The sequence below is a fragment of the Azospirillum sp. FG154 genome (assembly GCF_057809575.1).
Genome location: NZ_JBMDKF010000015.1, coordinates 14,963 through 40,169 on the forward strand (window position 1 = coordinate 14,963; position 25,207 = coordinate 40,169).

A 25,207-nucleotide genomic window follows, 5' to 3' on the forward strand; every position below is an offset into this window, starting at 1 on the left:
GAGGTGCGACGCACAAGTCCAGGCGCGGGGGCGATCTCGGACCCTGGTGGATCAATTCTATGAGAAAATCAACTCGGCCGCCCATGGCGCCAGTTGTTTTGTTTGGGCGATGAAACCGCTACACTCATAGGAATGTTTGGTTGTCATCGTTGGAGAGGCCGCCCGCAATGTTCGCGTCACGCTCCATCCTGGTGGTCGAGGATGAAATCGTCGCCCGCTCCGCCACCTTGCGGCTCTTGCGGCAACTGGGCGTCGGGTTTGTGGCGGAGGCGGCGGACGGGGCTGAGGCGCTGGCCCGCTGCGACCGCGTGGCGTTCGATCTGATCTTGTGCGATGTGGAGATGGCGCCGCTGGACGGCTTGGCCTTTCTGGAAAGCCTGCGGTCACGCGACAGCGCCCTGTGCGCCGACGCGCCGGTCATCATGCTGACCAAACACAATGAATCCGACATCGTGATGGCCGCTCTGCGCGCCGGGGCCGCCGGATATCTGGTCAAGCCCGTGACCACCGCCTCGTTGGCCGACAAGTTGACGAAGCTGCTGGGCGAATGAGCCAGCGCAAGAAAACATCCTGATCCACATTATTATTGTTTTCGTAACCGAACCTCTCCCACCATTATGCCCGTCATCTCATTGTCGGACGGGTCGTCATGTCCATGAACATCCTGGAAGTCGCCGTTTACGCCATGGTGCTGACCGCCGGTCAGCCCAACGCCTATGAATGCGTCGCGGTCATGCCGGAAGGCGTCAACTGCACCAATGGGTTGGCCGCCAAGAACGACGGCCCGAACCTGCTGTTCAGCAGCGGCGTTCAGGTGCGCAAAGACAAACAGGGCCGCGTGACTTTGAGCAACGGCTTGAAGACCCATTTCGACGCCACCGCCTGGGTGGCGTTCGAGGATGGCGAGGGCAAGACCGTGGTCAGCGTTCGCAAAACCGGGCCGCTGCGCTTCAAATTCTCCAACGGCTACCAATGTGAAGCGATGGGCAGCCCCGAAGACATGGCCCGCTGTTACAAGCCCTGAGCCTCAAAGCTGGGGCCGAGCCGCTCGCGCCCATGCGGCGCGTCCAGCTCCAGAATCGGCCCCTTCGGGACAATTCCCGTCGGGTTGATGGTGGGGTGGCTGCCGTAATAATGCCGCTTGATGTGGCCGAAATCGACGGTCGCGGCGATGCCGGGAATTTGGTAAAGATCGCGCAGATAGCCCGACAGGTTTGGGTAATCGGCGATCCGTCGCTGGTTGCATTTGAAATGGCCGACATACACGGCGTCGAAACGAACCAGCGTGGTGAACAGCCGCCAATCCGCCTCCGTCAACCGATTGCCGACCAGCCAGCGCTGACTGGACAGCCGCGCGTCCAGTTCGTCCAACGCGGCGAACAAGGCGTCGAAGGCGGCTTCATACTTGTCCTGGGCCGTGGCGAAACCGGCCTTGTAAACGCCGTTGTTGACGCGGTCATAAACGAAGGCGTTGGTCTGGTCGATCGCCTCCAACAGATCCGCCGGGCAATAGTCGGCATGATTTCCCGTGATCGAGTCAAAAGCGCTGTTGAGCATGCGGATGATCTCCGCCGACTCGTTGTTGACGATGCGCCCGGTCGCCATGTCCCACAGGACCGGCACCGTCACCCGGCCCGTGTAGTCCGGTTTGGCCTTGGCGTAGACCTCGAAGAGGCGCGTCGCGCCGGTGATCGGGTCCGGCGCAGGCAGCGCCCAGCCCTCGCTCAGCATCAGCGGATCAACGACGCTGACGCCGATCACCGCGTCCAAGCCCTTGAGCGCCCGAAAAATCAAGGTCCGGTGCGCCCACGGGCAGGCCAGCGAAACGAACAGGTGGTAGCGCCCGGCCTGCGCCGGAAAGGGGCCGGAGCCGTCGGCCGTGATCCGGTCACGGAACTGCGCCTCGGTGCGGACGAACGCGCCGCCGGTGCTTTTGGTGTCGTACCACTGGTCGTGCCAGCGACCCTCGATCATCAGCCCCATGGTCCTCACCCCTTTCGCGTTGCCGCCCCAGCGGAGCATTGGGACGCAGGGCGCGCAAGCTTTTTGGCAACCCAGACGTGACGATGGCGATCTTGTGCGCCGCCAAAGGCCCGGCTATCCAACCGCAATGACCGCCAGCGCTCTCCCCGCCGCCGCCCTGCCCGCCGCCCGCTCCTCCTCCGACATTCAGCGCGCCACCGCCGTTGGATCGGTGGCGATCCTGCTGTGGGCGTCGGCGGGGTTGCTGACCACGCTGGCCAGCGGCCTGCCGCCCTTCCAGATGATCGCCACCACCTTCGGACTGGCCTTTCTGACGGGGAGCGTCGGCGGGTTGTTGCGCGGGCGCGACGTGATCGGCGTGTTGCGCCAGCCTTGGCCGGTCTGGTTGGTCGGGGTGGCTGGGCTGTTCGGGTATCACGCCTTTTATTTCCTGGCCTTCCACCTTGCGCCCGACGCGGCGGTGGAGGTCAATTTGCTGAATTACCTGTGGCCGCTGTGCGTCGTCCTGTTCTCCGCCCTGTTGCCGGGGGAGCGTCTGAAACCCGCTCATAGTCTGGGCGCGCTGTGCGGCTTGGCGGGAACGGCGCTGATCGTCATTGGGCGTGGCGGCGGGCTGTCGCTGGCCGGGGATCATCTGTGGGCCTACGCCTCGGCCCTGGCGGCGGCGGTGATCTGGGGCGGCTATTCGGTTCTATCCCGTCGTTTCGGAAACGTTCCGACCGAAGCAGTCAGCGGCTTTTGTCTGGTGACAGCGCTGTTGGGGTTGGCTTGTCATTTCGTCTTGGAAACGACTGTCATGCCGCAGGGTTGGGCGTGGCTGGCCCTGGTGGCGCTGGGGGTCGGACCGGACGGGCTGGCCTTTTTCCTGTGGGATCACGGCATGAAACGCGGCGACATACGGGCGCTCGGCGTGCTGTCCTACGCCGTTCCGCCAGCGTCCACGCTGTTGCTGATCGTCACCGGGCAAGCGGTTGGCGGTTGGACCGTGTGGGCCGCTTGCGCCCTGATTGGCGGCGGCGCCTTGCTGGCCAGTTGGAACGTTATCCGCAAAAAGTAACGACGATTTTTTGCGTGCGCGTCGTACCAAGGTCATAATAAGGATGGCGCCTTGTCGTCGCCCCGGTTTGCTGCGCCGCTGCGTGAAAGAACTCGTCCAATGTTTGATCGCTTGTCCGCTGTTCGTGCGTTTCTCAGCGATGTCTGGCGGTTGACCCGCCCCTATTGGTCGTCGGAGGAGCGATGGGCGGCGCGCGGTCTGCTCGCCGCCATCGTCGCGCTCAACCTTGGCGCCGTCGCCATCGAGGTGTGGCTGACCCAGGTCAATTCCACCATCTTCAACGCCCTGGAAGAAAAGAACCAAGGCGGTTTCGTCGACGCGCTGCTGATGTTCGGCGGTTTGGCCCTGGTCTTCATCGCGGTGGCGGTTTATCGCCTCTATCTGAACCAGATGCTGCAAATCCGTTGGCGCCGTTGGTTGACCGAGCGTTATCTGGGCGATTGGCTGGAGAATCAGACCTTCTACCGGCTGAACTTCACCAGCAACGGCGCCGACAACCCCGACCAGCGCATCGCCGAAGATTTGCGGGGCTTCGTGCAACTGACGCTCAGCCTGTCGCTGGGCTTCCTGACCAACATCGTGTCGCTGGTCTCCTTCCTGGCGATTTTGTGGAGCCTGTCGGGCGGCGCCAGCCTGTTCGGCGTGGAAATCCCCGGCTACATGGTCTGGGTGGCTTTGGTCTACTCCGTCGGCGGCACCTGGATCACCCACAAGATCGGCAAACCGCTGGCCAAGCTGAGCTTCGACCAACAGAAATACGAGGCCGACTTCCGTTTCGCCCTGGTTCGCCTGCGGGAAAACGCCGAAAGCATCGCCTTGCAACACGGCGAGCAGCAGGAAGCCAACCGTTTCTCCGACCGTTTCGGGCAAGTCGTGTCGAACTGGTGGGCGATCATGCGCACGCAAAAACGACTGGTCTGGTTCACCGCCGGTTACGGGCAGGTCGCCGTCATTTTCCCCTTGCTGGTCGCCGCCCCGCGTTATTTCAGCGGCGCCATTCCATTGGGCGCGTTGATGCAGACATCGCAAGCCTTCGGACAGGTGCAGGGCGCGCTGTCCTGGTTCATCGACGCCTACACCAGCCTCGCCGATTGGCACGCCACGACCAGCCGTCTGGTCGGCTTCCACCACGCGGTCGAGGCCGTGCGTGCGGCCAACAGCCGCCACGCCGGAATTGAATGGCGCGAAGGAAACGACGCGGCCCTCCATCTTGACGGGTTGGCGTTGGCGCTGCCGACCAGCGGCGCCCCCCTGCTGGGCGCCGACTTGACCGTGGCCCCCGGCGAACGCCTGCTGATTTCCGGCGCGTCCGGCTCAGGGAAAAGCACGCTTCTGCGCGCCATCGCCGGAATTTGGCCCTTCGGCAAGGGGCAGGTTCGGTTGCCGGTCGGCGCCGCGTCGATGACGCTGCCGCAGAAACCCTACATGCCGATTGGCAGCTTGCGCGCCGCCGTCGCCTACCCGGCCAACGCCGACGCGTTCGACGACGCCACGTTGCGCGCCGTGCTGGTCGATGTCGGCATGGCTGGTTTCGCCGACCGGCTTGACGAGGAGGATCATTGGAGCCAACGCCTGTCCGGCGGTGAGCAGCAGCGCGTCGCCATCGCCCGCGCCCTCTTGCAAAAACCCGCTTGGCTCTATCTTGACGAGGCGACCTCGGCCTGTGATCCCGAGACGGAGGAGCGGTTGTACGGCCTGCTGCGCGACCGGCTGCCCGCAACCGCCATCGTCAGCGTCGGCCACCGCGCCAGCCTGATCGCCCACCACAACCGTCATGTCGCGGTGCGCCCCAACAGCGCGCCCAACGGCGGCGGCGCTCTGGTCAGCGTTTCGTAACCCGGTTCAGGGGCGCGGCGCGGTCAGCGTCACCGCGCCCTCATCGGGCCGCGCCCGCGTGGTCAGCCACGAGGTCCAGCCCAGACGCGGCGCGTCCGGCGTCGCCGCGTTCGTCAGCAAACGTCCCGCCCCGCCCAACCGCACGCCCAGCGCGCGCGGTCGGTCCGCCAACATCCGAGAGGATTGCAGATGCAGCCGGTTGGAACCAACCAGCCGGGTTCCCGGAACCGCAGCCGGGCGCAACCGCAGACGGACACGGAACTCGGTTCCCGCCCCGGCGTAAAACCCGGCCAGATCGCGCAAGGCTCGCGCCGCATGACCGCCCGGCAGAAAGGCGCGGAAGCCATCCAGGTCGAGCGGCCCAATCTCCAGCGTCACCGCCGCTTGCTGGTCCCACACCCGCCGCCCCAGCACCGCGCCATCCCCGAGAACGGCGTTGCGCCGCCCCAACTGGGTGATCTGCGTGTCGTCCAGCGTCAACCAGCCCCCTTGCAACGGAATCGCCCGGATCGGCACGCCCAAATGGTCGTTCAACAGGCGTTCCAGTCCGTGCAGGCTGCGCGGTTGTTGGGCCAGCGCCCCGGCATGGTTCAGCAGCGCCCGATCCGGCGCCGACATACGCCCGCGCAAGCCGTGGGTGCCAAGGCCGATCAAGCTGTAGAGATGCTCGGCGAACGGTCCCTCGTCGGGGCGTTCCCGGCTCAGGGCCGGGCGGTGCAGGCGCCGCGACCGATAGAGGATCGACACCAGCCGGTGGTTGAAAATGTCGAGGAAATCGCGGGTCGCGGCGTCGCCCGCCCGCAACTGTTGGATGATGGCTTCGGTGAAGGGGGCGGGCAGCGGCCCGAATCCTCCGGCCAATCCCAGAAAATTGACCAGCACCTCCCAATGCGGGGCGCCGGGGCCGGGCGGCGTCGCGGCGCTGAGGTCACTGGCTGGAAAGGCCGTGGTCAGGCTGGAGCGGAAGCGCACCGCCTCATGCGCTGGGTTGCTGCCATCGCCAACGCTGCGCGCCTCTGGACACAACCGCTCAATCAGGCTGATCGCCTGAAGCGCGTCGAAGCGGTGGGCCTCAATGGCCAACTGCTCGATTACAGAACGGGCTGATCGCCAGCCAGTGGGGGCCATGTCTTCCAGATCCCGTTGCGTTGTCGGCTGGTCAGCGCCAGTTGCGTGAAGGAGTTGACCCCGGCGTACAGCCCAAAAAAGCGGTTGAGCACCGACGCCAACAAAAAGGGATGGCTGCCGACGAAACGCTCTTCATCCAACTCCAGGCGGATTTCGGTCCCCCGGCAAAAGCCGCGCCAGGCTTCCCCGCCAATCCGCCGCACCACTTGGCCGCTGGACAGAGCCGACAGGCCGGACACTTGACCGGACACCGTGGCGTCATCGAACGCGGCGTAGAGGCGCAGGATCTCGCGCAGCGCCGCCAACCCGGCCTCGCCATCCAACGACAGATGATTGAGGGACAGGTGCGACACCAGCCGCCACAGGGTTTGCCCCCCCAACGGCGGCGTGGCTTGGCGCGTTGGCTTGGTCAGGCAGACAATCCCTTGCAGCGGAGCGTCCACCTCGATTTCCATCCGCGCGCCCGCCGGCATCTGCTCGGCCACCCCCCGATTGGTGCACAGCGTGTGGGCGAACACGACCTGAGCCGGGGGCCGGGTCGGTTTGAAATCCAGATCCAAAAAGGACAGCATCAGATCCGTTCCCGGCAGATCGGCCCGCCCGGTCGGCTGGCGCCGCGCCGTCCAAAAGGCCCGCGCGTCAGCGCGCTGCGCCCCATGGTCGTAGGAATAGAAGGGCTGAAACACCCGACTGTCATCCTCATAAGCCGAACTGGCCGACAGCTTGAGGATGGAGTGAATTTCGGTGGAGCGTTCGCGGTAGCTGTCGGGCGGCAAACGATAGTCGACCTGGGTCTGATCCAACCGCACCGGCTCCGACGTTTTGCGGAACAGATTGACGATGGGCGCGCAGTTCAACCGGAACACGCTGCGATCCACCGTAACCGGACGGCGCGGCGGGTTGGTCAGCAGCACCAGAAGGTCAACCTCCTTGCCCTCGCCCAGGCTGGCCATGGCTCCGTCGCCCAACCCATCCACGTCGATGAACAGGTATTTTTCCGGGAAAACAAAATACTCCTGGATCAACCGATAGCCCTGATGGGCATGGCGCGGCCAAGGCAAGACATCCTCGTCGGGCGCGAAACCAACCGGACGCAGACAGGAGGCTGGCAACTCACGCAATGGGGCGGACGCGCCGACCGGGCGGACAACCACCCCGCAGGCCTCGTTCAACAACGTTTCATACAGCACGCCCGCCGCCGCGCCGCTGAGATGCAACCGCAACCGCTTGGGCGCCATGTCGGCGAAGCTGAGCTTTCCCAAACCGCGCAACGTGATCCGCAGAACCGCGCCCACCTCTCCGCGCCGGTCGAGAAACGGGAAGGCCGCCGCCGCTTGAATGGCGGCGTCCGCCACGTCGATCGGCCAAAGCTCCACCGGGTAGGCGGTGCGAAAACGGCAGGTCAACCCGTCGGTCGCCTCGGCGAACAGCGGGGTTTCGTCGGGCAAGGTGAAACCGGTGGCGGCGCGGGCTTGATCGGGATCGACGAGGAACTGCGCCACCGCCATGCTCGGCACCGGGGCGACCAAATGCGGATACAACACCCCCAACAGCGCCGCCGGGATTTGCGGAAAATCGGAATCCAGCGTGCGCTGGATGCGCGCGGTCAGAAAGGCGAAGCTCTCCAACAGCCGTTCAACATGCGGATCGGGCGATTCAGCCCCAGACAGATCCAACCGCGAGGCCACACGCGGATAGCGCGCGGCGAAATTTGCGCCCTCGTGCCGCAGATAATCCAGCTCCCGTTGGTAATAATCCAACAGGTCGTTGCGGTCGTCACCGCTCATCGCCATCCCCCGCGCTGTCGGTCAGCAGGATGGGGAAACTGACGGATTCGACGACGCCGTCAAGCGCGAAGGCGCCCGACACATGCGCCCGCAACCGCGTCCGCTCGTTGCCCACCCGTTCCAGCGTCACGGACGGGCGCAACAAGCGTGGCTCGAACGCCGCGACCGTGCTGGTCATCAGCCCGACCAGACGGGTTTCGCTGTCGGCGTCGAAAGGCCAGAACAGCGACAGGTCCGGGAGGCCATAGTCGAGGACGCCGCGTGGCCGCAGACCCAGTTGGTCTGCGGCCAGCGGCGTGCGCGTGTTCAACAGACGCTCCAATTCGCGCCGGATCGAGGCCAGCAGCCCGTCCCGGTCGAGCAGTCGCGGATCCTGCCGCCCGTCCGTTCCGGTGGACGCGGCCAGACGGTCGAACAACGGCGCCCGGACACCCTGCGTGGCCCGAGGCCCCGGCATGACCGACCGTTACGAAACGGTCTGCGCGCCGAGATCGTGCTTGACCGGCTGGTTTCCACCCGCCGTGCCGTCCGCCGTCTTCTGCTGGATGTAGGTGTATTGCACCGAGTTGTAGCTGAGGGTGATGGTTTCCGCCGGAATGTCGCCGGTGCCGCCGCCGATCGAGAAGTTGGAGACGACGACGCCGGTCATCACCACTTCCAGATACTTGATCGCCTTGTTGTCGCCGTCGGAACGGTAGGCGGTGAAGGTGGCGGTGCCGATCTGCTTGCCGCTCCAGCACATCTTCAGCAAATCGTCGGTCGCCGCGTCGATGTATTTGGTGAAGGAGAAATCAGAGTGGTTGGCCTGCTCAACCGTTCCCGAACCGGCGGAGCTGCGGGTCGGCGAGGTCGGCTGGTTGAAGGAATGGCTCCAGGACAGAACCTGGATGGATCCGGTGTTGCTGCTGTCGAGGCTTTCACCCGTGATGTCCGGGGTCTTGAAAGCGATGAACATATTGCTGGCCACGATGATCTCCCTCGTGTTGGCGGATCTGGGTGCTGGCGCGCCGGAACGCAACGCGGGCGCCGCCCCCACGTCCCGCCGTTAAACATCGGGACGTGGGGTGTCGAACGAAGACGCCTTACGCCGCAGGCGGCGGCAATTCGGCAACCAGACGGATGGACGCGGTCAGCTCTTCCAATTGGAAATGCGGGCGCAGGAAGACCGTGGCGTTGTAGCAGCCGGGTTTGCCCGGAATGTCCGTCACATCGACGCGGGCGTCACGCAACGGGTATTGCGCCTTCAGCGCCTGCCCGGCGTCGTCCTTGCCCAGCACGTAATCCATGAGCCAGGTGTTCAGATAGCTCTGAACATTCTCCTTGGTCATGAAACTGCCGATCTTGTCGCGCATGATGACTTTGATGTAGTGGGCAAAGCGCGACGCGTTCAAAATATAGGGCAGCATCGAGGACAGGCGGCTGTTGGCGTTGGCCGCCGCCGTGTTGTACAGCTTGGGCTTGTTGGTGGTCTGGCCGCCGAAGAAGGCGGCGTAGTCCGTGCCCTTGCAATGGACCAGCGCGACGAAGCCGAGATCGTTCAGCTCCTTCTCGCGGCGGTCGGTGATGGCGATTTCCGTCGGGCATTTCAGGGCGATGTCGCCCTCGTCGGTGTGGAAGGTGTGGGTCGGCAGACCTTCGACCTTGCCGCCGCCCTCGACGCCCCGGATCGCCGCCGTCCAACCATGCTTGGCGAAGGCGTCGGTGATGCGCGCGCCAAGCATCCAGGCGGGGTTGCCCCACAGATACTTGCCATGCTCGCGACCGTCGGTGTCCTCGACGAAGTTCATGCCCTCGACCGGCACGGTGTCCGGGCCATAAGGCAAGCGCATCAGGACATGCGGCAAGCAGAGCGTGACGTAACGCGAATCCTCGCTGGCGCGGAAAGAGCGCCATTTGATGAGTTCGGCGCTCTCGAAAATCTTCGACAAGTCGCGCGGCACGCCCAGTTCCGTGAAGCTGCCCATGTCGAAGAGCATCGGGTTGGCCGACGCGATGAAGGGCGCGTGCGCCGCCGCCGCGACGTTGGAGACCTTCTCCAAGAGCGCCATGTCTTGCGGGTGACGGCCAAACTCGTAATCGCCGATCAGCACGCTGTAGGGATAGCCGCCGAAGGTGCCGTACTCTTCCTCGTACACCTTCTTGAACAGCGCGCTTTGATCGAACTCGACGGCCTTTTCCAGGTCCTTCAGCAGTTCGCCCTTGGTGATGTTCATCAGGCGCAGCTTCAGCATGCTGCCCGTCTCGGTGTTGAACACCAGATAGGCCAGGCCGCGCCACGAGGCTTCCAGCTTCTGCAAATCGGGATGGTGCAGAATGTCGTTCAACTGGAGCGAAATCAGATCGTCAATCTCGGCGATGCGATCGGAAATGGCCGCGACCACGTCGCCCCGCACCGTGCCGCCGGTCTCTTCCAGCACCGAATTGACGAACTCATCCACCAGATCGCGGGCGTAGCCGCGCTGCGTCTCGTCGCGGGCCAGCTTGCCTTCGACCAGGATGCGGTCAAGGATTGACAGGTTTTGCGTTTGCACCGCCGCGCCGCCGCCTGTGGTCTCGGTCTCGTCAGCCATGGAATCCTCTCCTCACGCGGATGCCGCCGGGTTGTCTCCTCGGGGCGTCTCATGATTGTCTCGATGGGCCGGTCAGTGGTCAGCGGATCACTCAGCCGCCGGTTCCGCCGGGGGTTCCGCCGCCGCCGGGGCCGCCGTCGTCGGACCAGCAAGCTGCGTCTTCAACGCGGCCAACTCCTCGGTGCTGGCCATCACCGACTTCAGCAGGGCGTCGAGATCGTCGTTGCCGTCCAGCTTGGTCAGCAGATCGCGCAGCCGCGAGCGCGCCTCGAACAGCCGCTTCAGCGCCGGAACCTGCTTAAGAACCTCGACCGGGCCGAAATCGTCGAGATGCTTGAAGCGCAATTCGACGTTCAGCGAATCGGTGCTGCCCGGTTGCAGCCGGTTCGGCACGCGGAACGCGACGCGCGGGTTGATCGACGACAACACGTCCTGGAAATTGTCGCGGTCAACCTCAACGAACTTGCGGTCCTTGACGGGCGGCAGAGCCTCCGCCGGTTTGCCCGACAGGTCGGACATGATGCCGACGATGTAGGGAAGCTCCTTCTTCTCGATGGCGTCGCCGATTTCCACATCATAGGTGATCTGGACGCGCGGCGGACGGACTCGGCTGAGTTTGTGCTGAGTGCTCTCGGCCATAGTGTTGACCTCTGCCAAATGTTGCGACGCACGCCCAACGAGACTATCAGGCGCGATAACGAGAGAATTTATCTAAGATTATAAGCGGTTACTCGCCGTTACAAGAATAATCCCCATGACGGATCAACTCATTTTCCGGACTTACCTCCATTCTGCTGCGACATTTCGGTGAAATTGAAACCAAGAAAGTCAAAGACGGCGGACAAATCGTTTCGTCCACGGCTGACCTCCAACAAAACTTCATGCAGCGGCATGTTCGCCCAGCCCAACGCCCGGTGAATCAGGTAAGGCGTCGGGCTGTGCGGCTCGCTGCGCAAGAGGAAATCAGCGGCCTCGGCCAACCAGAAATAAGCCTCGTCGCGCGTCTGAATCGGCCCGGCGCCATAAACCGGCTCCTCCTTGGACGCCGGATCCGAAGGAAGGTCGGGGTCCATGTCGTCCACGGTCGCCGACTCGACCGGAGTCGCCTGGGTCATCTCCGGTTCCTCTCCCTTTGCCCGCAGCATGGTGTCGACCCACCCTTGCAACGCGACGCAGCCCTCGCGCAGACCGACCAGTCCCGGCGCCTGCCGCCCGCAATGATCGTCCAGCACGGCGGACAACGCGTCGATGGCGACCAGCGCCTCGGCCAGACGGGCGTGCTGGGCGTGGTGAAACGTCACGGCGGTGGCCTGCGCGCTGGCCTCGATCTCGGCCAGAGTCGGCCCGCCGCTTCTGGCCAGCGCCACCGCCACGCCGCGCGGGTCGCGAACGGCGGCGAGTTGATGCCGTTGGGCGTTCTCGTAATCAGCGAAGGAATATCCCGTCGGCGGCTGCCCGCCCGACCGGGTGAGCGGCAGGGTTTGCAGCCAGGTCGGCAATTTGTCGTTCAGCCATTCGAGCGGAGCGACCCGCGCGCTGACGTCGCCCTCATCCACGTCCGGGTGCAACCCCTCGTCCCAAAAGGCGTCGCACAGATCGGCGAGCAGACGGATCGACGGCCCCAAGGCGGAAAAGCCGTGACGATGGACCAGCGCCTCGGTCAACCAGCAGGCGATCTGAACATCCTTGGACCGCTGGTCAAGAGCGTCACGGCACAGTCGGATCGCCAAATCCCAATCGGCCCGTTTGGCCGCCGTCTGCCAGACGCCAACGGGAAGCGTCGGATCGTCCTGGCGCCGCGCCTCGCGAATCGCGTCATAGACCGGGTCGTAACGCAGCGACGGGCCGACGGGGGAGTCGCCCGGCAACGGGGCCAACGCCGCCGTAAAATCAAACGGACCACCCGCAACCGGGGACAGCGTGTCGGCGCTCATCGCTTGACCTTCCGCAACGCGGGTTTGCGCGGCACCAGACGCACCGCCTTGGTCCCGTCATAGATGTCTTCATAACCGTCCGTCGGATCCAGCGCGACCCGAGGCCCAACAGCGTCCAGACGCGGCGCGGCGTAGGGGAAGACCGGCAACACCCGCGTCGTTCTGCTTTTGCCATCGGGGTTGGGCGTGCTCAGCGTCAGGCGCAGAAAGACGCTGGTTCGTCCCCCCGCCAGCGGTTTGCCCGCCGCCGGACTGGCCCCCGCCCCCCCGTTGGGCGTCTGCCCAGGCACGGCGACGGTTGTCGTGTCGGCGGAAAACTTCAGCGTGTGCGGTTGTGGATCGGTCAACTTGGGCAGATCGGCGGGCGGTGGACGATGGGCCTGCAACAGACGCAGCAGGGACCAGCGGTTGGCGAAGGCGAAACTGATCGCCCGGTCGGACTCCACCGTCCCATCCGGTCCAAGGATCGACAAGGGGAGGACCGGGGCGTCCTTGGCCCAACGCAGCGTCACCGTCACCGGCAACCCCGGGGTCCAACGGGCGGATTTCGCCTCGCCGCCACGCGTCAACCGCTGATCGCCGACCGACACCGTCCAATCAATGATCTGATTGCCCCCGGTTTCGTGCGGTCGATTGACTCGGAACTCGGCGGCGACGTCGTATCCGGCGGGAGTCGCCGACGTCGCCCCGAGGAACGGAGTGAGGAACTCCCGCACCGCCGCCATGCGGTTGAGAAACTCCAGAGCCTGCGCCCCGGCGCTTCCCGGCGTCGGGTTGCCCAACCCCCGCCGGATCCCCGGCTCGGCGGCGGTCATCCGCTCCAAGAACGCGGTCAACGCGTCGAGATCGGCCTCCGGCGTGTCGGCTCCCTGATAATCGGCGAACGGATAACGCCCCCCCAGCAGGCTGTTGAAGTCGGCGGACAACCGGGCGTAATCGGTGGATGTGCTGCGCGCCGCCACCCGCTGGCACTGGGCCAGGGCCATGCGCCGCAGCGTGTCGCGTCGTTGCAGGAAGAAATCGGCGCCGCCGCCAAAACTGCCGCCCGTTCCTCCGGCCAATTGCACGAAGCAATTGTCGGGTTTGACCGTCTCCCCCAGATCAAAGCGGATGTAACGCTCCAGAATGGCCAGCGAACTGCCGGGATTGCCCACCTTGTAGCGTTGCTGTTCGATCAGGATGCGCTGCCACTTGGTCACGCGTGGATCGCTGCGCAGGCTGCTTGGCAACTGTTCGCGCAAGGCGAAATTGATGAGCGGGGTGGCGATTTCCGTCCCCAGCCAATCAAACCGCCCGCGCGTGTTGTCAAGATATTGCGCGACCTCGACATCGCTCAGCGCCTGCCAGCCTTCGGCGTTCATCGGCAGCGTGCCGTCCCAGTCGTTGAACTCGTTCAGGGGCAGATAAGGCGCGCCCTCTTCCGCGATCCGGTCGGCCTGCTCCAGCATCCCCAACACATGTTGGCTGATGATGGTGGAGACGCTGGAATAGCCTTGCTCAAAACCGCGTCGGCTGAAGGCGGCCAGCAGATCGCCCATTGGACGGGCGGCGCGGGCGAACTGGCGCACCTCGCGCAACAGCCCAGTCTCATCCGAAGTCAAACGGAAATCCTGACCGCGCCGCTCCACCACTTCGGCCTCAGCCACGGCGGTCAGCATCGTGGCTTGCAGCCGCTGGGCCACCAACGCCTGCAACATGGGGCGCAGCGTTTCCGGAATGCGGCTCATCGGCCCGGCTTCCATCACCTCAAAGGCGCGGTACTGACGCACCGCCTTTTCCAACGGTTCCGGCATCCACATGATGCTGCCGCCCCGCATCCCCAACACTTCAGGCTGGCGGACCGGCAGATCGGCCATGAAGTCGTACCGCAAAATCTCAGGCAAGGCCGCCGCCAGTCCGGACAAGGGCGGAGACAGCCGCAACAACCCGTCGGCGCCCTCATCCTCCACCAGCAACGGCCCCATCACCGGGGTGCGGATCGACAGCAGCGCCTTGCGCAGATCGTCCACGTCGTCGATGGCGATGCCCAGCACCTTGTCCGCCGCCGCGTCGCCCAGAAACAGGTTGCTGCGGATGCGCGGCAGCACCCGCTGCCACAAGGGATCTCTGTCGGGATGCCGAACGAAAAGCCAGCGCAAGGCCGGATCGGCCAGAGTGGCCTGCACGTCCTGAAAGGCGACGCTGAGATCCTGAAGCGCCGCCCCGGCCCCATCGGCGGCGGCGAAACGGGCCAACTCGACCCGCTCCAGCGCGCTGGCCAAGGTGCTCATCGGGCGGACCATCGGACCATTCCGGTTGGTCAGCGTGTCCGCGTCGTTGGCCAGCCGGGTCAACGTCTCCAGCGACGGCGCCAGATTTTGTTCGGTGTCGAGCGGACGAACCACCACCCCATTCATCACATCCGCGTACAGCTTTTCATCGCTGCGCAACGTCGCGCCCAAATCAATCGCCAGCAGCGACGAAACCAACGCGGCGAAATCCTGAACCGGCAGTTTCTTGGCGTTGCGGTAGAGGGTGACGTCGTTGGCGATGCGGTCCAACTCGTCCAGATAATTGCGAACCCGCTGGAACGCCGCCAGATCCCCGGCGCCGGGCGGCAACGGCCCGGCGTAACGCTCCTGCACGCCCTTCCAACGGTTGATGAGCTCCAGCCGCATGGGATCGAGCACGACCAGCCGGAACCCTTGAACAAGCTCGCCCTTCACCGCGTCGGCCAGCCCGCTGTACCAGGAGCTGGGCATGAAGGGGACCAGCAGCTCGCGCCCGCTCACCGTTTTGAAGGCGCCGAGAATCTGCGGCGCCACGTCGCGCAGTTTGCGATAGGCGTTGAGCGTGTCGCCCGTCAACCGCGCCTGACTCATCATCCGGTCGGCGTTTTCGATCACCGTCAGGGGCTGCGCCAGATCCTGCTGCGCCACATCGACCATGCGGGCGGAAAAACGCAGCCCCAACGCCAAAAACACCGCCAGGGCGACGGTGGCGATCTGCATGTTGCGAACCGCCCGACTGCGCACGACCAGACTGCGCCGCGCTGGTTGAACAATCCGCCCTTCGCGGAAAATCTTGTCGCTGAACAGGCTGGTGACGAAAATTGGCTGCGCCGTCGGCGGAGCGGACGATGCGTCGTCAATCAGCGGCCCCGGTCCGGCCATCGCCAATGGAACGGGCAAGGCGCTGCGCGCGCGCTCCGCGCCTCCGTTCAACCCGCCGCCATCGCCGGTGAAATAAAGGCCCCGGAAGAAATGCGGATCCTGGAAGGCGTCGGCGCGAAACAGAGCGTCGGCCAATCGGGTCAACGGCAAACCAAGCTTCTGGAATTCGGCCGGGAACAGGAACGCCATGTCGCTGATGCCGCCGCTTGACACCGCCGTGCCGATCAAGGTCCGGTGCAGTTCCCGACCGATCACCTCGAACGCCTCGCCAACCAACTGCGGACTGTGCCCAGTTTCCAGCGTCTGGTCGTTCGACCAGCCGAACATCTCCGCCCCGCGCTCCGCCGCCAGCGGTTGCCAGAAGCTGCCAAAACCCAGCATCGCGTCGCATTTGGTGACGACCAGATAGACCGGCAGGCGCAAACCCAACTGCTGTTGCAGTTCACGCAAACGGCCCCGCAGCTTTTTCGCCTTGGCGAACAGCGCGGTGGTGTCCAGCCGGTCCGGGCCGATCAGATCGGTGCAGGGAATGGCGATCACCACCGCGTCCAAGCCGCGTTCCGCCCGGTTGCGGAGCAGCAGCGCCAAAAGCTTGCGCCACCCCGCCTCGGCTGCGTTGCCCTTCGCCCCCTCGTCGCCCCACAGGACGCAGCCCGCCGGGTCCAGCACGATCCCGCGTTCAAACACATGCCAGCCACAGCCCTGCGCGGCCAGTTCGGGGTCGGTGTCGAGATCAAAGGGCCGACTGAGGCCAATGGCTGACGCCAGAGTGGTCTTGCCCGCGCCATGATCGCCCAACAGCAACACCCAAGGCGCTTCATAGCGCCAGCCCGATCCCGGCACCGCCGCCTTCAGGCCGCGCATCGCCGCCGCGAAGCTGGCGCTCAACGCGCGGGTGTCCATCAAACGAAGCCGCCGCCAGCCCTTAGGCGCGTCAACGCTCTCGCTTTGCTGCGCGGCGTCCTCGGCCATCCGCTCCGATCGGCGGAAAAGCCAAACCACCAGGGCCAGCACAGACACCGCCAGCGTCACCAAAATAACGCTGAACAGCAGCGGATAAGCCAGTAGAAAGGGCAGATCAATGGCGGGCCGCATCACTCAGCCCCCTGGAACGTCATGGCCCGCCTGCTCAATGCGCAGAAGGGCGTCGTTGAGATCGGCCGTCATCGAAATCCACAAGGCGTGGCTGCTGACCAGGAACAGAAGAAAAACAACGCCCATCACCATGTACCAGGGACGCAGATGCGGCAGGCGCACCGCCCGCCCCCGTTCGATGACGTTGCTGTAAGCCTGCTCGAACAGATGGCCGCCTTCACGGGCGACGCCGGGATCCTCGCGCGCGATGATGCGGGACAACGCGGTGCGGTAGCTGGCCAGTTGGACATCATCCTCCCCCCGCCAACAACGCCCGCGAAATCCCAGCGCCAGCGCCACCAGATAGATGGTCGCCAGATCGGAGGAGGCGCGCGGCCCATCGGCCAGCAAGGCGTCCAACCGCTCGAACACCCGTTCCCCGGCGACCCGCGTGCCGAACAAAGCGGTTTCCAGCAGACGATCCTGCCAGATCATCCGCCCGTCCCAATTGACGCGCAGCAGCATGGTTTCGTCGGCCAACGCCGCCATGACATATTGCGCCTCGTGATACAGCGCCTCGCCAAAGGCGCCGCCCCAATGGCGGGCGCGCACGGCCTGCGCCTCCAACATCATGCGCAGGCGCTGGTGGACCAGACCGGCCAGATCAACCGGACTCAGCCCTTCCGCGCCACCCAGACGGCCAGCGGACAGCGCGTATTTCAACCGCAGAAGCTCCGCAAAAAAATCGCCGAACTGCGCCAGCAACGTGTCGCCGCCGCGATTGCCCATCAGCAACGACGCGATGGCCGTTCCCGGCTCCGGACCATCGATGTCGTCCCGGCCTTGCGTCGGCGTGTCCACGGCGGCTCTCCCCTTCCGTCTTCTGGTCAGGTCGGGCCGCCCGCCGGGCGGCTGCCCGGCGGCGCGACGAACAAAGCGATCTCCGCTGGGCGTCGCACGCCCTGGCGTTCACCAGGATTGGCGATTTCCAGAACCTGCCCCGGCTCGATGAAGGACGGGTCGGCGGTGATGCGGAACAGCAGGACGCCGCGTTCGGGCGTCACCTCCAGCCGGTCGTCACGCTCCACCCGGCCCCGCACGGCTCCGCGCAGGCGGCGTTCCCGCAAAACGCCCATGATTCCCGCCGAGGCGATCAAACTGTCGCTCATCCAGGATTCGGCCTCGGCCTCGGTCTGGCCGGGGGCCAGCCGCAGACCGACCAGCAGCCCCGTCGTTCCCTCCAACCACGCCGTTTCGATCCTCAACCGGAAACCGGCCTCGTCGGCGGCGAAACGAATGGTGGCGTAGCTTTCGCTGACCGTGTCGATCATCCGTTCGATGAACTCAATCACCGGGCGCAGCGATCCCAACGGATCGGCGTGATCGTAGCGGTCGAACAGCGGCGGCAACAGCCCCGGCCCCAGGGTCGAGACATGCCCGGCCACCACGCACAACGCCCTATGCAGCGCGAACGGATGAAGCGGCCCGGCGCCCAACAGCGCCTCCAACGGCGGCAATCCGGCGACCATGCACTGCACGGCGTGGCGAGCGTCGGCCAACATCGACGGCTGCATCGCGCCGCCCGGCGCCCGCAAGCGCCCCGCCAGGAAAGAGGCCTTTTCGCGCAGCCGCTTGGCCAGCGACCGCCCGGCGTCGGTCAGCGCCGAGTCGGTTCCCGCCGCGAAACAGGGGGGCTGATACTCGGTCAACTGAAAGGCTTCGTTCTGATAGGCGACTCGGGCGATGGGAAGAGCCGTGTATTTCTGCGGAACCTCGTCGCCGATCAGCAGCGACAGACGGGGCCGCAGGCGGGGCATCGCCTGTTCGTTGTCGCCGGTGTTCTCATCGACCACCGGCGCGCCATCGACCGACCGGAAACGCGCCAACTCGCCGCCCGCCGCCGCGCCGGGCTTATAGACCGGCACAACGAGGTGAATGGTGGCCGGCGCCTCTTTCAACTGGTCGGCATGGCCGACCAAACTGATTTGAAGATCCCCCGCGCCATCGCTGGGGTGAGAGACCACCAACCCATCGGGCAGCACCGCTTCCAGCGCCAGCACGCGGAACACGCCGACCACCAGCATCGCCGGATCCACCTTCAGGCGGCCCACCCCGTAGTGGAACGGCGACAACCGCGCCAAGTGATAGTGCAGCACGGCGTCCTGACGCAGCCAGGATTGCTGGAAATGCTGCGGGGTCAGCAGCATGCCCTCGTACCACTGGATCGGATCGGGGGATGGTTGGCTCATGCCGTCTCGGTTGTTTTGATGCGTATTTTAAGGAATGGCGCGCGGCGGGGACGGATCGAGAAAGCGCGCTTAAGAGGGCGGGGGCGCCGCCACGGAAAAATCCTTTTCCCCCAACCGCAGCAACACGTCGGGCAAACCGTCAATCCGCGCACGGTGCGGTCCTGGCGTCTCGTAGCTGGCGAACAGGAAAGCGCCGACGGCTTCCTCGCCGCGTCCGCTGACGCTGTAGCGCGGCCCCTTCTGTCCGGGCATGACCTCGAAAGAGTGAACCTCGATCCCGGTCGGATTGGCGAGCTTCAACTGGTCACGGTTGCGAAACCAGGCGGTCGAGGCCAAATCTGTGAAGGAGGCCAACAACGGCGTCTCATAAACCAGCACCAGATCGACCGCGACGGCGTTGTCGGCGTTGGCGTTGGGCGCGACCTCAAAGGCGATGGTCTCGGTCTTGATCCGGGGATCCGACGTCGAGCATCCGGCAAGCAGCAGCGAGGTCGCGACAGCGGAACCCAGCGTCGCCCCCATTGCCGAAGCCAGGAACGAACCGCCGCCGCGCCGGGGCGCCTGTCGGAATACGGCGTGGACCACCAAGCACCCCTCCCCCAAATCCTGGGCCATCGTTGAACCCGCCACCGCTGGATCACGTCCAACCCGGAAGCCAAGGCTAGGGAAGAAACGGCGAAGAGTCCATGGGCGCCGCCAATTTTTAACGCGGAGAATTTCACCCGGGAGTTTGCCCCGATTCGCCGCGCCCACCCCGCGCCGCCACCGAAAGACGCAATCGGTCAACCGCGAGAAAACTTGCGCAACAAGGACTTGATGGAATCCAACAGCCGCTCGCCCAATTTCTTGTGCTGCTCCTCGATGTTGGCGACGAGACGCAACTCAAGGTCATCCATCGCCTGTTTGCGGGCGGCCTCGGCGGTCACGAGTTGATCCACCCGATGCAGCAGCAAACGGTTCTGAGCGACAAGATGCTCCAACAGCGGCGACGGCGACTCGACCACAACGGGAAGAGCCGACGCGGGCGGAGACGGCGCGACGGAACGACGGGAGGCCGACGCTCCCGACTCCGTGACGACGCTCAAGCGGAGGGGCAAAGGCGTCAACGGCGGCGAGGCGGCTTCCGGTCCATCGAGCCAGCGCGACACCGTGGCGTAACTGATGTTCAACTCGTCGGAAATGCGGCGATAGCTCCAGCCCTGCTGGCGCAGCCGCTCCACCAAAGCGCGACGCTCCTCCTCTTTCAGGCGGCGTCCGGCGCTGGGCGGCAGCCGCTCGCTGGCGTCGGGCATTCCGGCAACGACCCGCATGTAACCGCCGTCGCCCCGTTGCATTCCCGCCCCCTCCGTCGCCGCTTGTCTTCGGTCCGCCGCCTGAGCGGGCGGAACGCAACGTCACGCTTCAACCGGCTGACAGTCTAGCGTGATTTGCTCATCGGGCAAAAGGACCACTTGCGGGTCTTTTTGCCATTCGGCGGGGCGACCCCCCGAATGAACAGATCGACCGCTTTGACGACGAACTGGTTTCGCTCCTCCGCCGACGGCGGCGGCGCCAAACTCACGGCCAGCGCGCAATAGGGACCGCCCTGCATCGTCACCAGAAACTGCCCCGCCGCAAAGGCCGGATCCTCAACGTCGATCAGGCCGCGCTGGGCCAACCGCTCGAACAGGGCGACCAACGCCGCCGTCGCCCGCTCCGGCCCGGCTTTGAAAAACAGTCGGGCGGCTTCGGGCACCCGCAGCGACTCCCCCATCACCGATTGGTGGACACGAATGGCCGGCTCCGACCAGATCAGCTCGACAAAGCGCCCGCCCACCTGGATCAGAACGTCGCGCAACGGCAGACCGTCGAACGATTCAGGCGCGAAGCGCATGCCATGCCGCTCGCACTCGTTGGAGATCGTCGCCGTGTAAAGGTCTTCTTTAGAGGGAAAGCGGGTGTAAAGGGTGGTTTTGGACACGCGCGCCCGCTGCGCCACCAGATCCATCGTGGCGGCGGCGTACCCCAACTCCAGAAAGACGTCGCGCGCGGCGTCAAGAATCTGCGTGGTCTTCGGATCGGCGACGATGGGCGTCGGGGCTGCGTTGGACTGCACTGAACTGTACCGTTCACTCTTGACGAAGGGGTGTCTCAGGCGTAGGAGTCTATCAGTACGGTACAGTCCAGTCTAGTTCAGCGGGAGCAAAGGTGATGACCAGTCGGCGCATGCGGATCATCGGGCGCGGAATGACGGCGGCGGTTGGCGCGCTTCTGCTCGCCGCAAGCTTGAGCGGCTGCAACGAAAGCCAATCGGCCACCCAACCGGAAACCCAGGCCCGCCCGGTGCGGGTCGCCACCGTGGCCTTGGAACCGGCGACCGACAGCGTGCGTTACCCCGCCGTGATCCGCCCGCATGTCGAGGCCGACGTCGGCTTCCGCGTCGGCGGCAAGGTCATCGCCCGGCTGGTGGAGGTGGGATCGCGCGTCGAACCCGGCATGGTTCTGGCCAAGCTCGACCCCACCGATCTTGACTTGCAGATCAAGGCGTCGCAAGCGCAATTGGCCTCGGCCCAGTCCGACGCCGCCAACGCGCGCGACGATTTCGCCCGTTACGCCACGCTGCGCCAAGGCGAATGGACGACCCGGCAAGAGTATGACCGCCGCAAGACCACGCTGGACAAGGCCGAATCCCGCATCCGCGAGGTCGAGGCGCAATTGCGCGTGCTGAACAACGCCTCGCGCTACGCCACGCTGGTCGCCGACGCCGCCGGGGTCGTCACCGCGACTTTGGTGGAACCGGGCCAAGTGGTGTCCCAGGGCCAGACCGCCTTGCGCGTCGCCAAGCTGGGCGAGGTGGAGGCGGTCGCCAACATCCCCGAACAGCAGCTCGCCACCTTGTCCAAGCGGGTCCTGTCGGTTGAACTCTGGTCGCAGCCGGGCAGCGCCATCGCCGGAAGCCTGCGCGAAATCTCGCCGACCGCCGACGTCAACACCCGCACCTTCCAGGCCAAGATCGCGTTGGCCGATCCGCCCCCCGGCGTCCAATTGGGCATGACCGCCACCCTGACCGCCAAGCTGGATCGGGGCGACATGATCGCCCGTCTGCCGATCAGCGCCTTGACGCAACGCGACCAGAAGCCCGCCGTCTGGGTGGTCGGCGCCCCTGCCGACACGCTGGAACTGCGCCCGGTCGCCGTCGCCGCCTACGCCGGGGATTTCGCCATCGTCGCCAGCGGCCTGAAGAACGGCGAACGCGTCGTCACCGCCGGTGTTCACAAACTCGACGCCGGGCAGAAGGTCCGCGCCTGGACGGAGCCGACGCGATGAATCACCACCGGGGCAATCTGTCGGCCTGGGCGCTGGCCCACCGCACGCTCGTGCTGTTCATGATGCTGGCCAGCGTGCTGGCGGGGGCGCTGGCCTACAAGAATTTGGGTCGGGCGGAGGATCCGTCCTTCACCTTCAAGGTGATGATCGTCCAAACCCAATGGCCGGGCGCCACCGCGCGCGAGGTCGAACAGTTCGTCACCGACCGCATCGAAAAGAAGCTGGAGGAGGTGCCCTATTACGACCTGACGCGCAGCTACTCCAAGCCCGGCGAGTCGGTCATCTTCGTTCAGTTGAAGGACTACACCCCGCCGAAGATGGTGCCGGACCTGTGGTATCAGGTGCGCAAGAAAATCGGCGACATCCGTTACACCCTGCCCGACGGGGTTCAGGGGCCGTTTTTCAACGACGAGTTCGGCGACGTCTATTCCGCCATCTACGCCTTCATGGGCGATGATTTCACGCCCGCGCAATTGAAGAAGGTCGCCGATCAGGCTCGTGTCCGCCTGCTCAAGCTGCCGGGCGTCGAAAAGGTCGAGGCCATCGCCCCGCAGGAAGAGCGCGTCTATGTCGAGATCTCCAGCCAGCGGCTCGCCAGCTTCGGCCTGCCGGTGGATTCGGTGATCCAGGCGCTTCAGCGGGAAAACGCGGTGGCGGCGGCGGGCGACGTGGACACCGGGTCGCAGCGCGTCTTCGTTCGCGTCGATATGGGCCTGGACACCGCCGAGGCGGTGCGCGCCATTCCGGTGGAGATGAACGGGCGCATGCTGACCATCGGCGACGTCGCCGAGGTCAAGCGCGGCTATGTCGAACCGCGCCGCTACACCCTGCGCTACAAGGGCCACGACGCCATCGGGTTGGGCGTGGTGATGGCCAAGGGCGGCAACGTGCTGCGGCTGGGCGAACAGCTCGACCACGCCATGGAGTCCATCAAGGCGGAACTGCCCGCCGGGCTGGAGGTGGCGCAGATCGCCGACCAACCGCGCGTCGTCGAACATTCGGTCGGCGAATTCATGGAATCGCTGGCCGAGGCGCTGGCCATCGTGATTCTGGTCAGTCTGGTCAGCTTGGGTTGGCGCACCGGCATCGTCGTCGCGCTGGCCGTGCCGCTGGTGCTGGCGATGACGCTGGTCGCCATGCAGATTCTGCACATCGACTTGCAGCGCATTTCCCTGGGCGCGCTCATCATCGCGCTGGGGCTGCTGGTGGACGACGCCATCATCGCGGTGGAGATGATGGTGGTGAAGATGGAACAGGGCTGGGACCGGCTGAAGGCCGGGGCCTTCGCCTATGAATCCACCGCTTTTCCCATGCTCAGCGGCACCATCGTGACGGCGGCGGGCTTCGTGCCGGTCGGTTTCGCCGCCTCGGCGGCGGGCGAATACACCAACTCGATCTTTTGGGTGGTCGGGCTGTCGCTGATGCTGTCCTGGATCGTCGCGGTGATCTTCACCCCCTATCTGGGCTGGCTGCTGCTGCCCAAGCCCAAGCACGTCATCGCCGAAGGCCATGAGCTGGAGATCTACGACACGCGCGGCTACCGCATCCTGCGCGGGATGATCGCCGCCTGCGTGCGGGCGCGCTGGCTGACCATCGGCGTGACGATGGCGGCCTTCGCCACCGCGCTGGTCGGCTTCGGCCATGTCCAGCAGCAATTCTTCCCCAGCGCCAGCCGCCCCGAATTGCTGATCGACGTTCGTCTGGCCGAAGGCTCCTCCTTCGAGGCGACCTCGGCGGAGGTGCGCAAGCTGGAAGCGGTGTTGGCCAAGGATCCCGACGTCGATTACTGGGTCGCCTACACCGGCGGCGGCTCCCCCCGCTTCTACCTGCCGCTCGACCAGCAATTGCAGACCGCCAACTTCGCCCAGTTCATGGTGATGACCAAGGGGCTGAAGGAGCGCGAGGTCTTCATGAACCGGCTGGAGCCGACGCTTGAGGCCGATTACCCCGCCGCCCGCGTTCGCATCAGCCGCTTGGAAAACGGCCCGCCCGTCGGCTATCCGGTGCAGTTCCGCGTCACCGGCGACGATCCGGCGGTCATCCGCAAGATCGCCTATCAGGTGCGCGACACCATGCGCGCGCATCCGCACACCGCCAACGTCCATCTGGATTGGGACGAGCTGTCCAAGCGCGTCCGGCTGGAGGTGGACACCGCCAAGGCCCGCGCGCTGGGCGTGACCAAACAGGATCTGTCCAACGCCCTGCAACTGCTGCTGAACGGCATGACCGTCACCCAGTACCGCGAGGGCACGGAGTTGATCGGCGTCATGCTGCGCACCACGCCGGAAGAGCGCGCGGACCTGTCCCGCCTGGGCGAATTGAACGTCCGCACCAGCCGCAACACCGCCGTGCCGCTCAGCCAGATCGCCAGCGTGCGTTATGAGTTGGAAGAGCCGGTGCTGTGGCGGCGGTCCCGCGAAACGACGATGACGATCAAGGGCGACGTCACCGGCGGCTTGCAAGCCCCGGTGGTCAGCACCCAGTTGAACGCCGAGCTGGACGCCCTGCGCGCCACCCTGCCCGACGGCTACGCCATCGCCATGGGCGGCGCCATCGAAGAAAGCGCCAAGGGCCAGGATTCGATCAACGCAATGATGCCGCTGATGCTGCTCATCATGGTGACGACCCTGATGCTGCAACTGCAAAGCTTCTCGCGCGTCTTCCTGGTTCTGCTGACCGCGCCGTTGGGGTTGATCGGGGTGACGGCGTCGCTGCTGCTGTTCAACCTGCCCTTCGGCTTCGTCGCCATGCTGGGCGTCATCGCGCTGGCGGGCATCATCATGCGCAACTCGGTCATTCTGGTCGATCAGATCGAGCAGGACATCCGCAGCGGCAAATCCCGGTGGGACAGCATCATCGAGGCGACCGTCCGCCGCGCCCGCCCCATCGTGCTGACCGCCGCCGCCGCCATCCTCGCCATGATCCCGCTGACCCAGAGCGTCTTCTGGGGGCCGATGGCCGTCGCCATCATGGGCGGTTTGGCGGGGGCCACCGTCCTGACCATCTTCTTCCTCCCCGCGCTCTACGCCGCGTGGTTCCGCGTGCCGCGCGCCGAACGGGAAACGGCGGAGGAGGAGCAAGGCATGGGCGGCGCGGTGCCGAACGGGGCGATGGGAGATTGATCGGACACG

The 25,207-nt window shown here is 65.3% G+C and carries 20 protein-coding genes; 6 read left to right on the forward strand and 14 right to left on the reverse strand.

The window, feature by feature from the left end; all coding sequences use genetic code 11:
- Positions 1-167 precede the first annotated feature (167 nt).
- Together ACODS4_RS17395 and ACODS4_RS17400 are read left to right on the forward strand one after the other, a co-directional pair.
- The gene (locus ACODS4_RS17395; RefSeq protein WP_488865847.1) at positions 168-551 is read left to right on the forward strand and encodes a response regulator; all 384 of its coding nucleotides are present in this window, start codon (positions 168-170) and stop codon (positions 549-551) included.
- A 98-nt stretch (positions 552-649) separates the two neighbouring features.
- The gene (locus ACODS4_RS17400; protein WP_488865848.1) at positions 650-1,024 is read left to right on the forward strand and encodes a hypothetical protein; all 375 of its coding nucleotides are present in this window, start codon (positions 650-652) and stop codon (positions 1,022-1,024) included.
- Here ACODS4_RS17400 and ACODS4_RS17405 read toward each other — a convergent pair.
- Positions 1,012-1,983: a glutathione S-transferase family protein gene (locus tag ACODS4_RS17405; protein WP_488865850.1), complete on the reverse strand. Its 972-nt coding sequence runs from the start codon at positions 1,981-1,983 to the stop codon at positions 1,012-1,014. The genes ACODS4_RS17400 and ACODS4_RS17405 overlap by 13 nt on opposite strands.
- A 127-nt stretch (positions 1,984-2,110) precedes the next feature.
- On the opposite strand from ACODS4_RS17405, the gene yddG reads away from it, so the two are divergent.
- Entirely contained in the window at positions 2,111-3,040 is a 930-nt protein-coding gene (gene yddG, locus ACODS4_RS17410; protein WP_488865852.1) for an aromatic amino acid exporter YddG, read from the forward strand.
- A 99-nt stretch (positions 3,041-3,139) separates the two neighbouring features.
- The gene (locus ACODS4_RS17415) at positions 3,140-4,876 is read left to right on the forward strand and encodes an ABC transporter ATP-binding protein/permease (RefSeq protein ID WP_488865854.1); all 1,737 of its coding nucleotides are present in this window, start codon (positions 3,140-3,142) and stop codon (positions 4,874-4,876) included.
- A gap of 6 nt (positions 4,877-4,882) precedes the next feature.
- Here ACODS4_RS17415 and tssG read toward each other — a convergent pair whose 3' ends face one another.
- From tssG to ACODS4_RS17480, 13 genes are all read right to left on the reverse strand, one after another.
- Positions 4,883-6,004: a type VI secretion system baseplate subunit TssG gene (tssG, locus tag ACODS4_RS17420; RefSeq protein ID WP_488865856.1), complete on the reverse strand. Its 1,122-nt coding sequence runs from the start codon at positions 6,002-6,004 to the stop codon at positions 4,883-4,885.
- Complete coding sequence (gene tssF / locus ACODS4_RS17425; RefSeq protein WP_488865858.1) at positions 5,968-7,791, reverse strand: type VI secretion system baseplate subunit TssF; 1,824 nt, start codon at positions 7,789-7,791, stop codon at positions 5,968-5,970. The genes tssG and tssF overlap by 37 nt, the downstream gene beginning before the upstream one ends.
- Positions 7,781-8,248: a type VI secretion system baseplate subunit TssE gene (gene tssE / locus ACODS4_RS17430; RefSeq protein WP_488865860.1), complete on the reverse strand. Its 468-nt coding sequence runs from the start codon at positions 8,246-8,248 to the stop codon at positions 7,781-7,783. Before tssE ends, tssF begins: the two co-directional genes overlap by 11 nt.
- 9 nt (positions 8,249-8,257) lie before the next feature.
- Complete coding sequence (locus ACODS4_RS17435; protein ID WP_488865862.1) at positions 8,258-8,758, reverse strand: Hcp family type VI secretion system effector; 501 nt, start codon at positions 8,756-8,758, stop codon at positions 8,258-8,260.
- Between the two features lie 115 nt (positions 8,759-8,873).
- Positions 8,874-10,361 carry a type VI secretion system contractile sheath large subunit gene (tssC, locus tag ACODS4_RS17440; RefSeq protein WP_488865864.1) on the reverse strand — a complete coding sequence of 496 codons (1,488 nt, stop codon included), beginning with the start codon at positions 10,359-10,361 and terminating at the stop codon, positions 8,874-8,876.
- Positions 10,362-10,448: 87 nt separating this feature from the next.
- Positions 10,449-11,000, reverse strand: coding sequence for a type VI secretion system contractile sheath small subunit (tssB, locus tag ACODS4_RS17445; RefSeq protein WP_488865866.1), 552 nt, complete (start codon positions 10,998-11,000; stop codon positions 10,449-10,451).
- A 128-nt stretch (positions 11,001-11,128) separates the two neighbouring features.
- Entirely contained in the window at positions 11,129-12,295 is a 1,167-nt protein-coding gene (tssA, locus tag ACODS4_RS17450) for a type VI secretion system protein TssA (RefSeq protein ID WP_488865868.1), read from the reverse strand.
- Positions 12,292-16,542, reverse strand: coding sequence for a type VI secretion protein IcmF/TssM N-terminal domain-containing protein (locus tag ACODS4_RS17455; protein ID WP_488865870.1), 4,251 nt, complete (start codon positions 16,540-16,542; stop codon positions 12,292-12,294). The genes tssA and ACODS4_RS17455 overlap by 4 nt, the downstream gene beginning before the upstream one ends.
- Before the next feature lie 3 nt (positions 16,543-16,545).
- Complete coding sequence (locus tag ACODS4_RS17460) at positions 16,546-17,382, reverse strand: DotU family type IV/VI secretion system protein (RefSeq protein ID WP_488865872.1); 837 nt, start codon at positions 17,380-17,382, stop codon at positions 16,546-16,548.
- A gap of 26 nt (positions 17,383-17,408) precedes the next feature.
- Positions 17,409-18,770, reverse strand: coding sequence for a type VI secretion system baseplate subunit TssK (gene tssK, locus ACODS4_RS17465; RefSeq protein WP_488865874.1), 1,362 nt, complete (start codon positions 18,768-18,770; stop codon positions 17,409-17,411).
- Between the two features lie 69 nt (positions 18,771-18,839).
- On the reverse strand, positions 18,840-19,355 hold the full coding sequence (locus ACODS4_RS17470; RefSeq protein WP_488865876.1) for a hypothetical protein: 516 nt from the start codon (positions 19,353-19,355) through the stop codon (positions 18,840-18,842).
- A gap of 197 nt (positions 19,356-19,552) precedes the next feature.
- Positions 19,553-20,104: a helix-turn-helix domain-containing protein gene (locus tag ACODS4_RS17475; RefSeq protein WP_488865878.1), complete on the reverse strand. Its 552-nt coding sequence runs from the start codon at positions 20,102-20,104 to the stop codon at positions 19,553-19,555.
- A gap of 83 nt (positions 20,105-20,187) precedes the next feature.
- Entirely contained in the window at positions 20,188-20,865 is a 678-nt protein-coding gene (locus ACODS4_RS17480) for a TetR/AcrR family transcriptional regulator (RefSeq protein WP_488865880.1), read from the reverse strand.
- Between the two features lie 95 nt (positions 20,866-20,960).
- On the opposite strand from ACODS4_RS17480, the gene ACODS4_RS17485 reads away from it, so the two are divergent.
- The gene (locus ACODS4_RS17485) at positions 20,961-22,076 is read left to right on the forward strand and encodes an efflux RND transporter periplasmic adaptor subunit (protein ID WP_488865882.1); all 1,116 of its coding nucleotides are present in this window, start codon (positions 20,961-20,963) and stop codon (positions 22,074-22,076) included.
- A complete protein-coding gene (locus ACODS4_RS17490) occupies positions 22,073-25,198 on the forward strand; it encodes an efflux RND transporter permease subunit (protein ID WP_488865884.1) in 3,126 nt (1,041 codons plus the stop codon). Before ACODS4_RS17485 ends, ACODS4_RS17490 begins: the two co-directional genes overlap by 4 nt.
- Positions 25,199-25,207 lie beyond the last annotated feature (9 nt).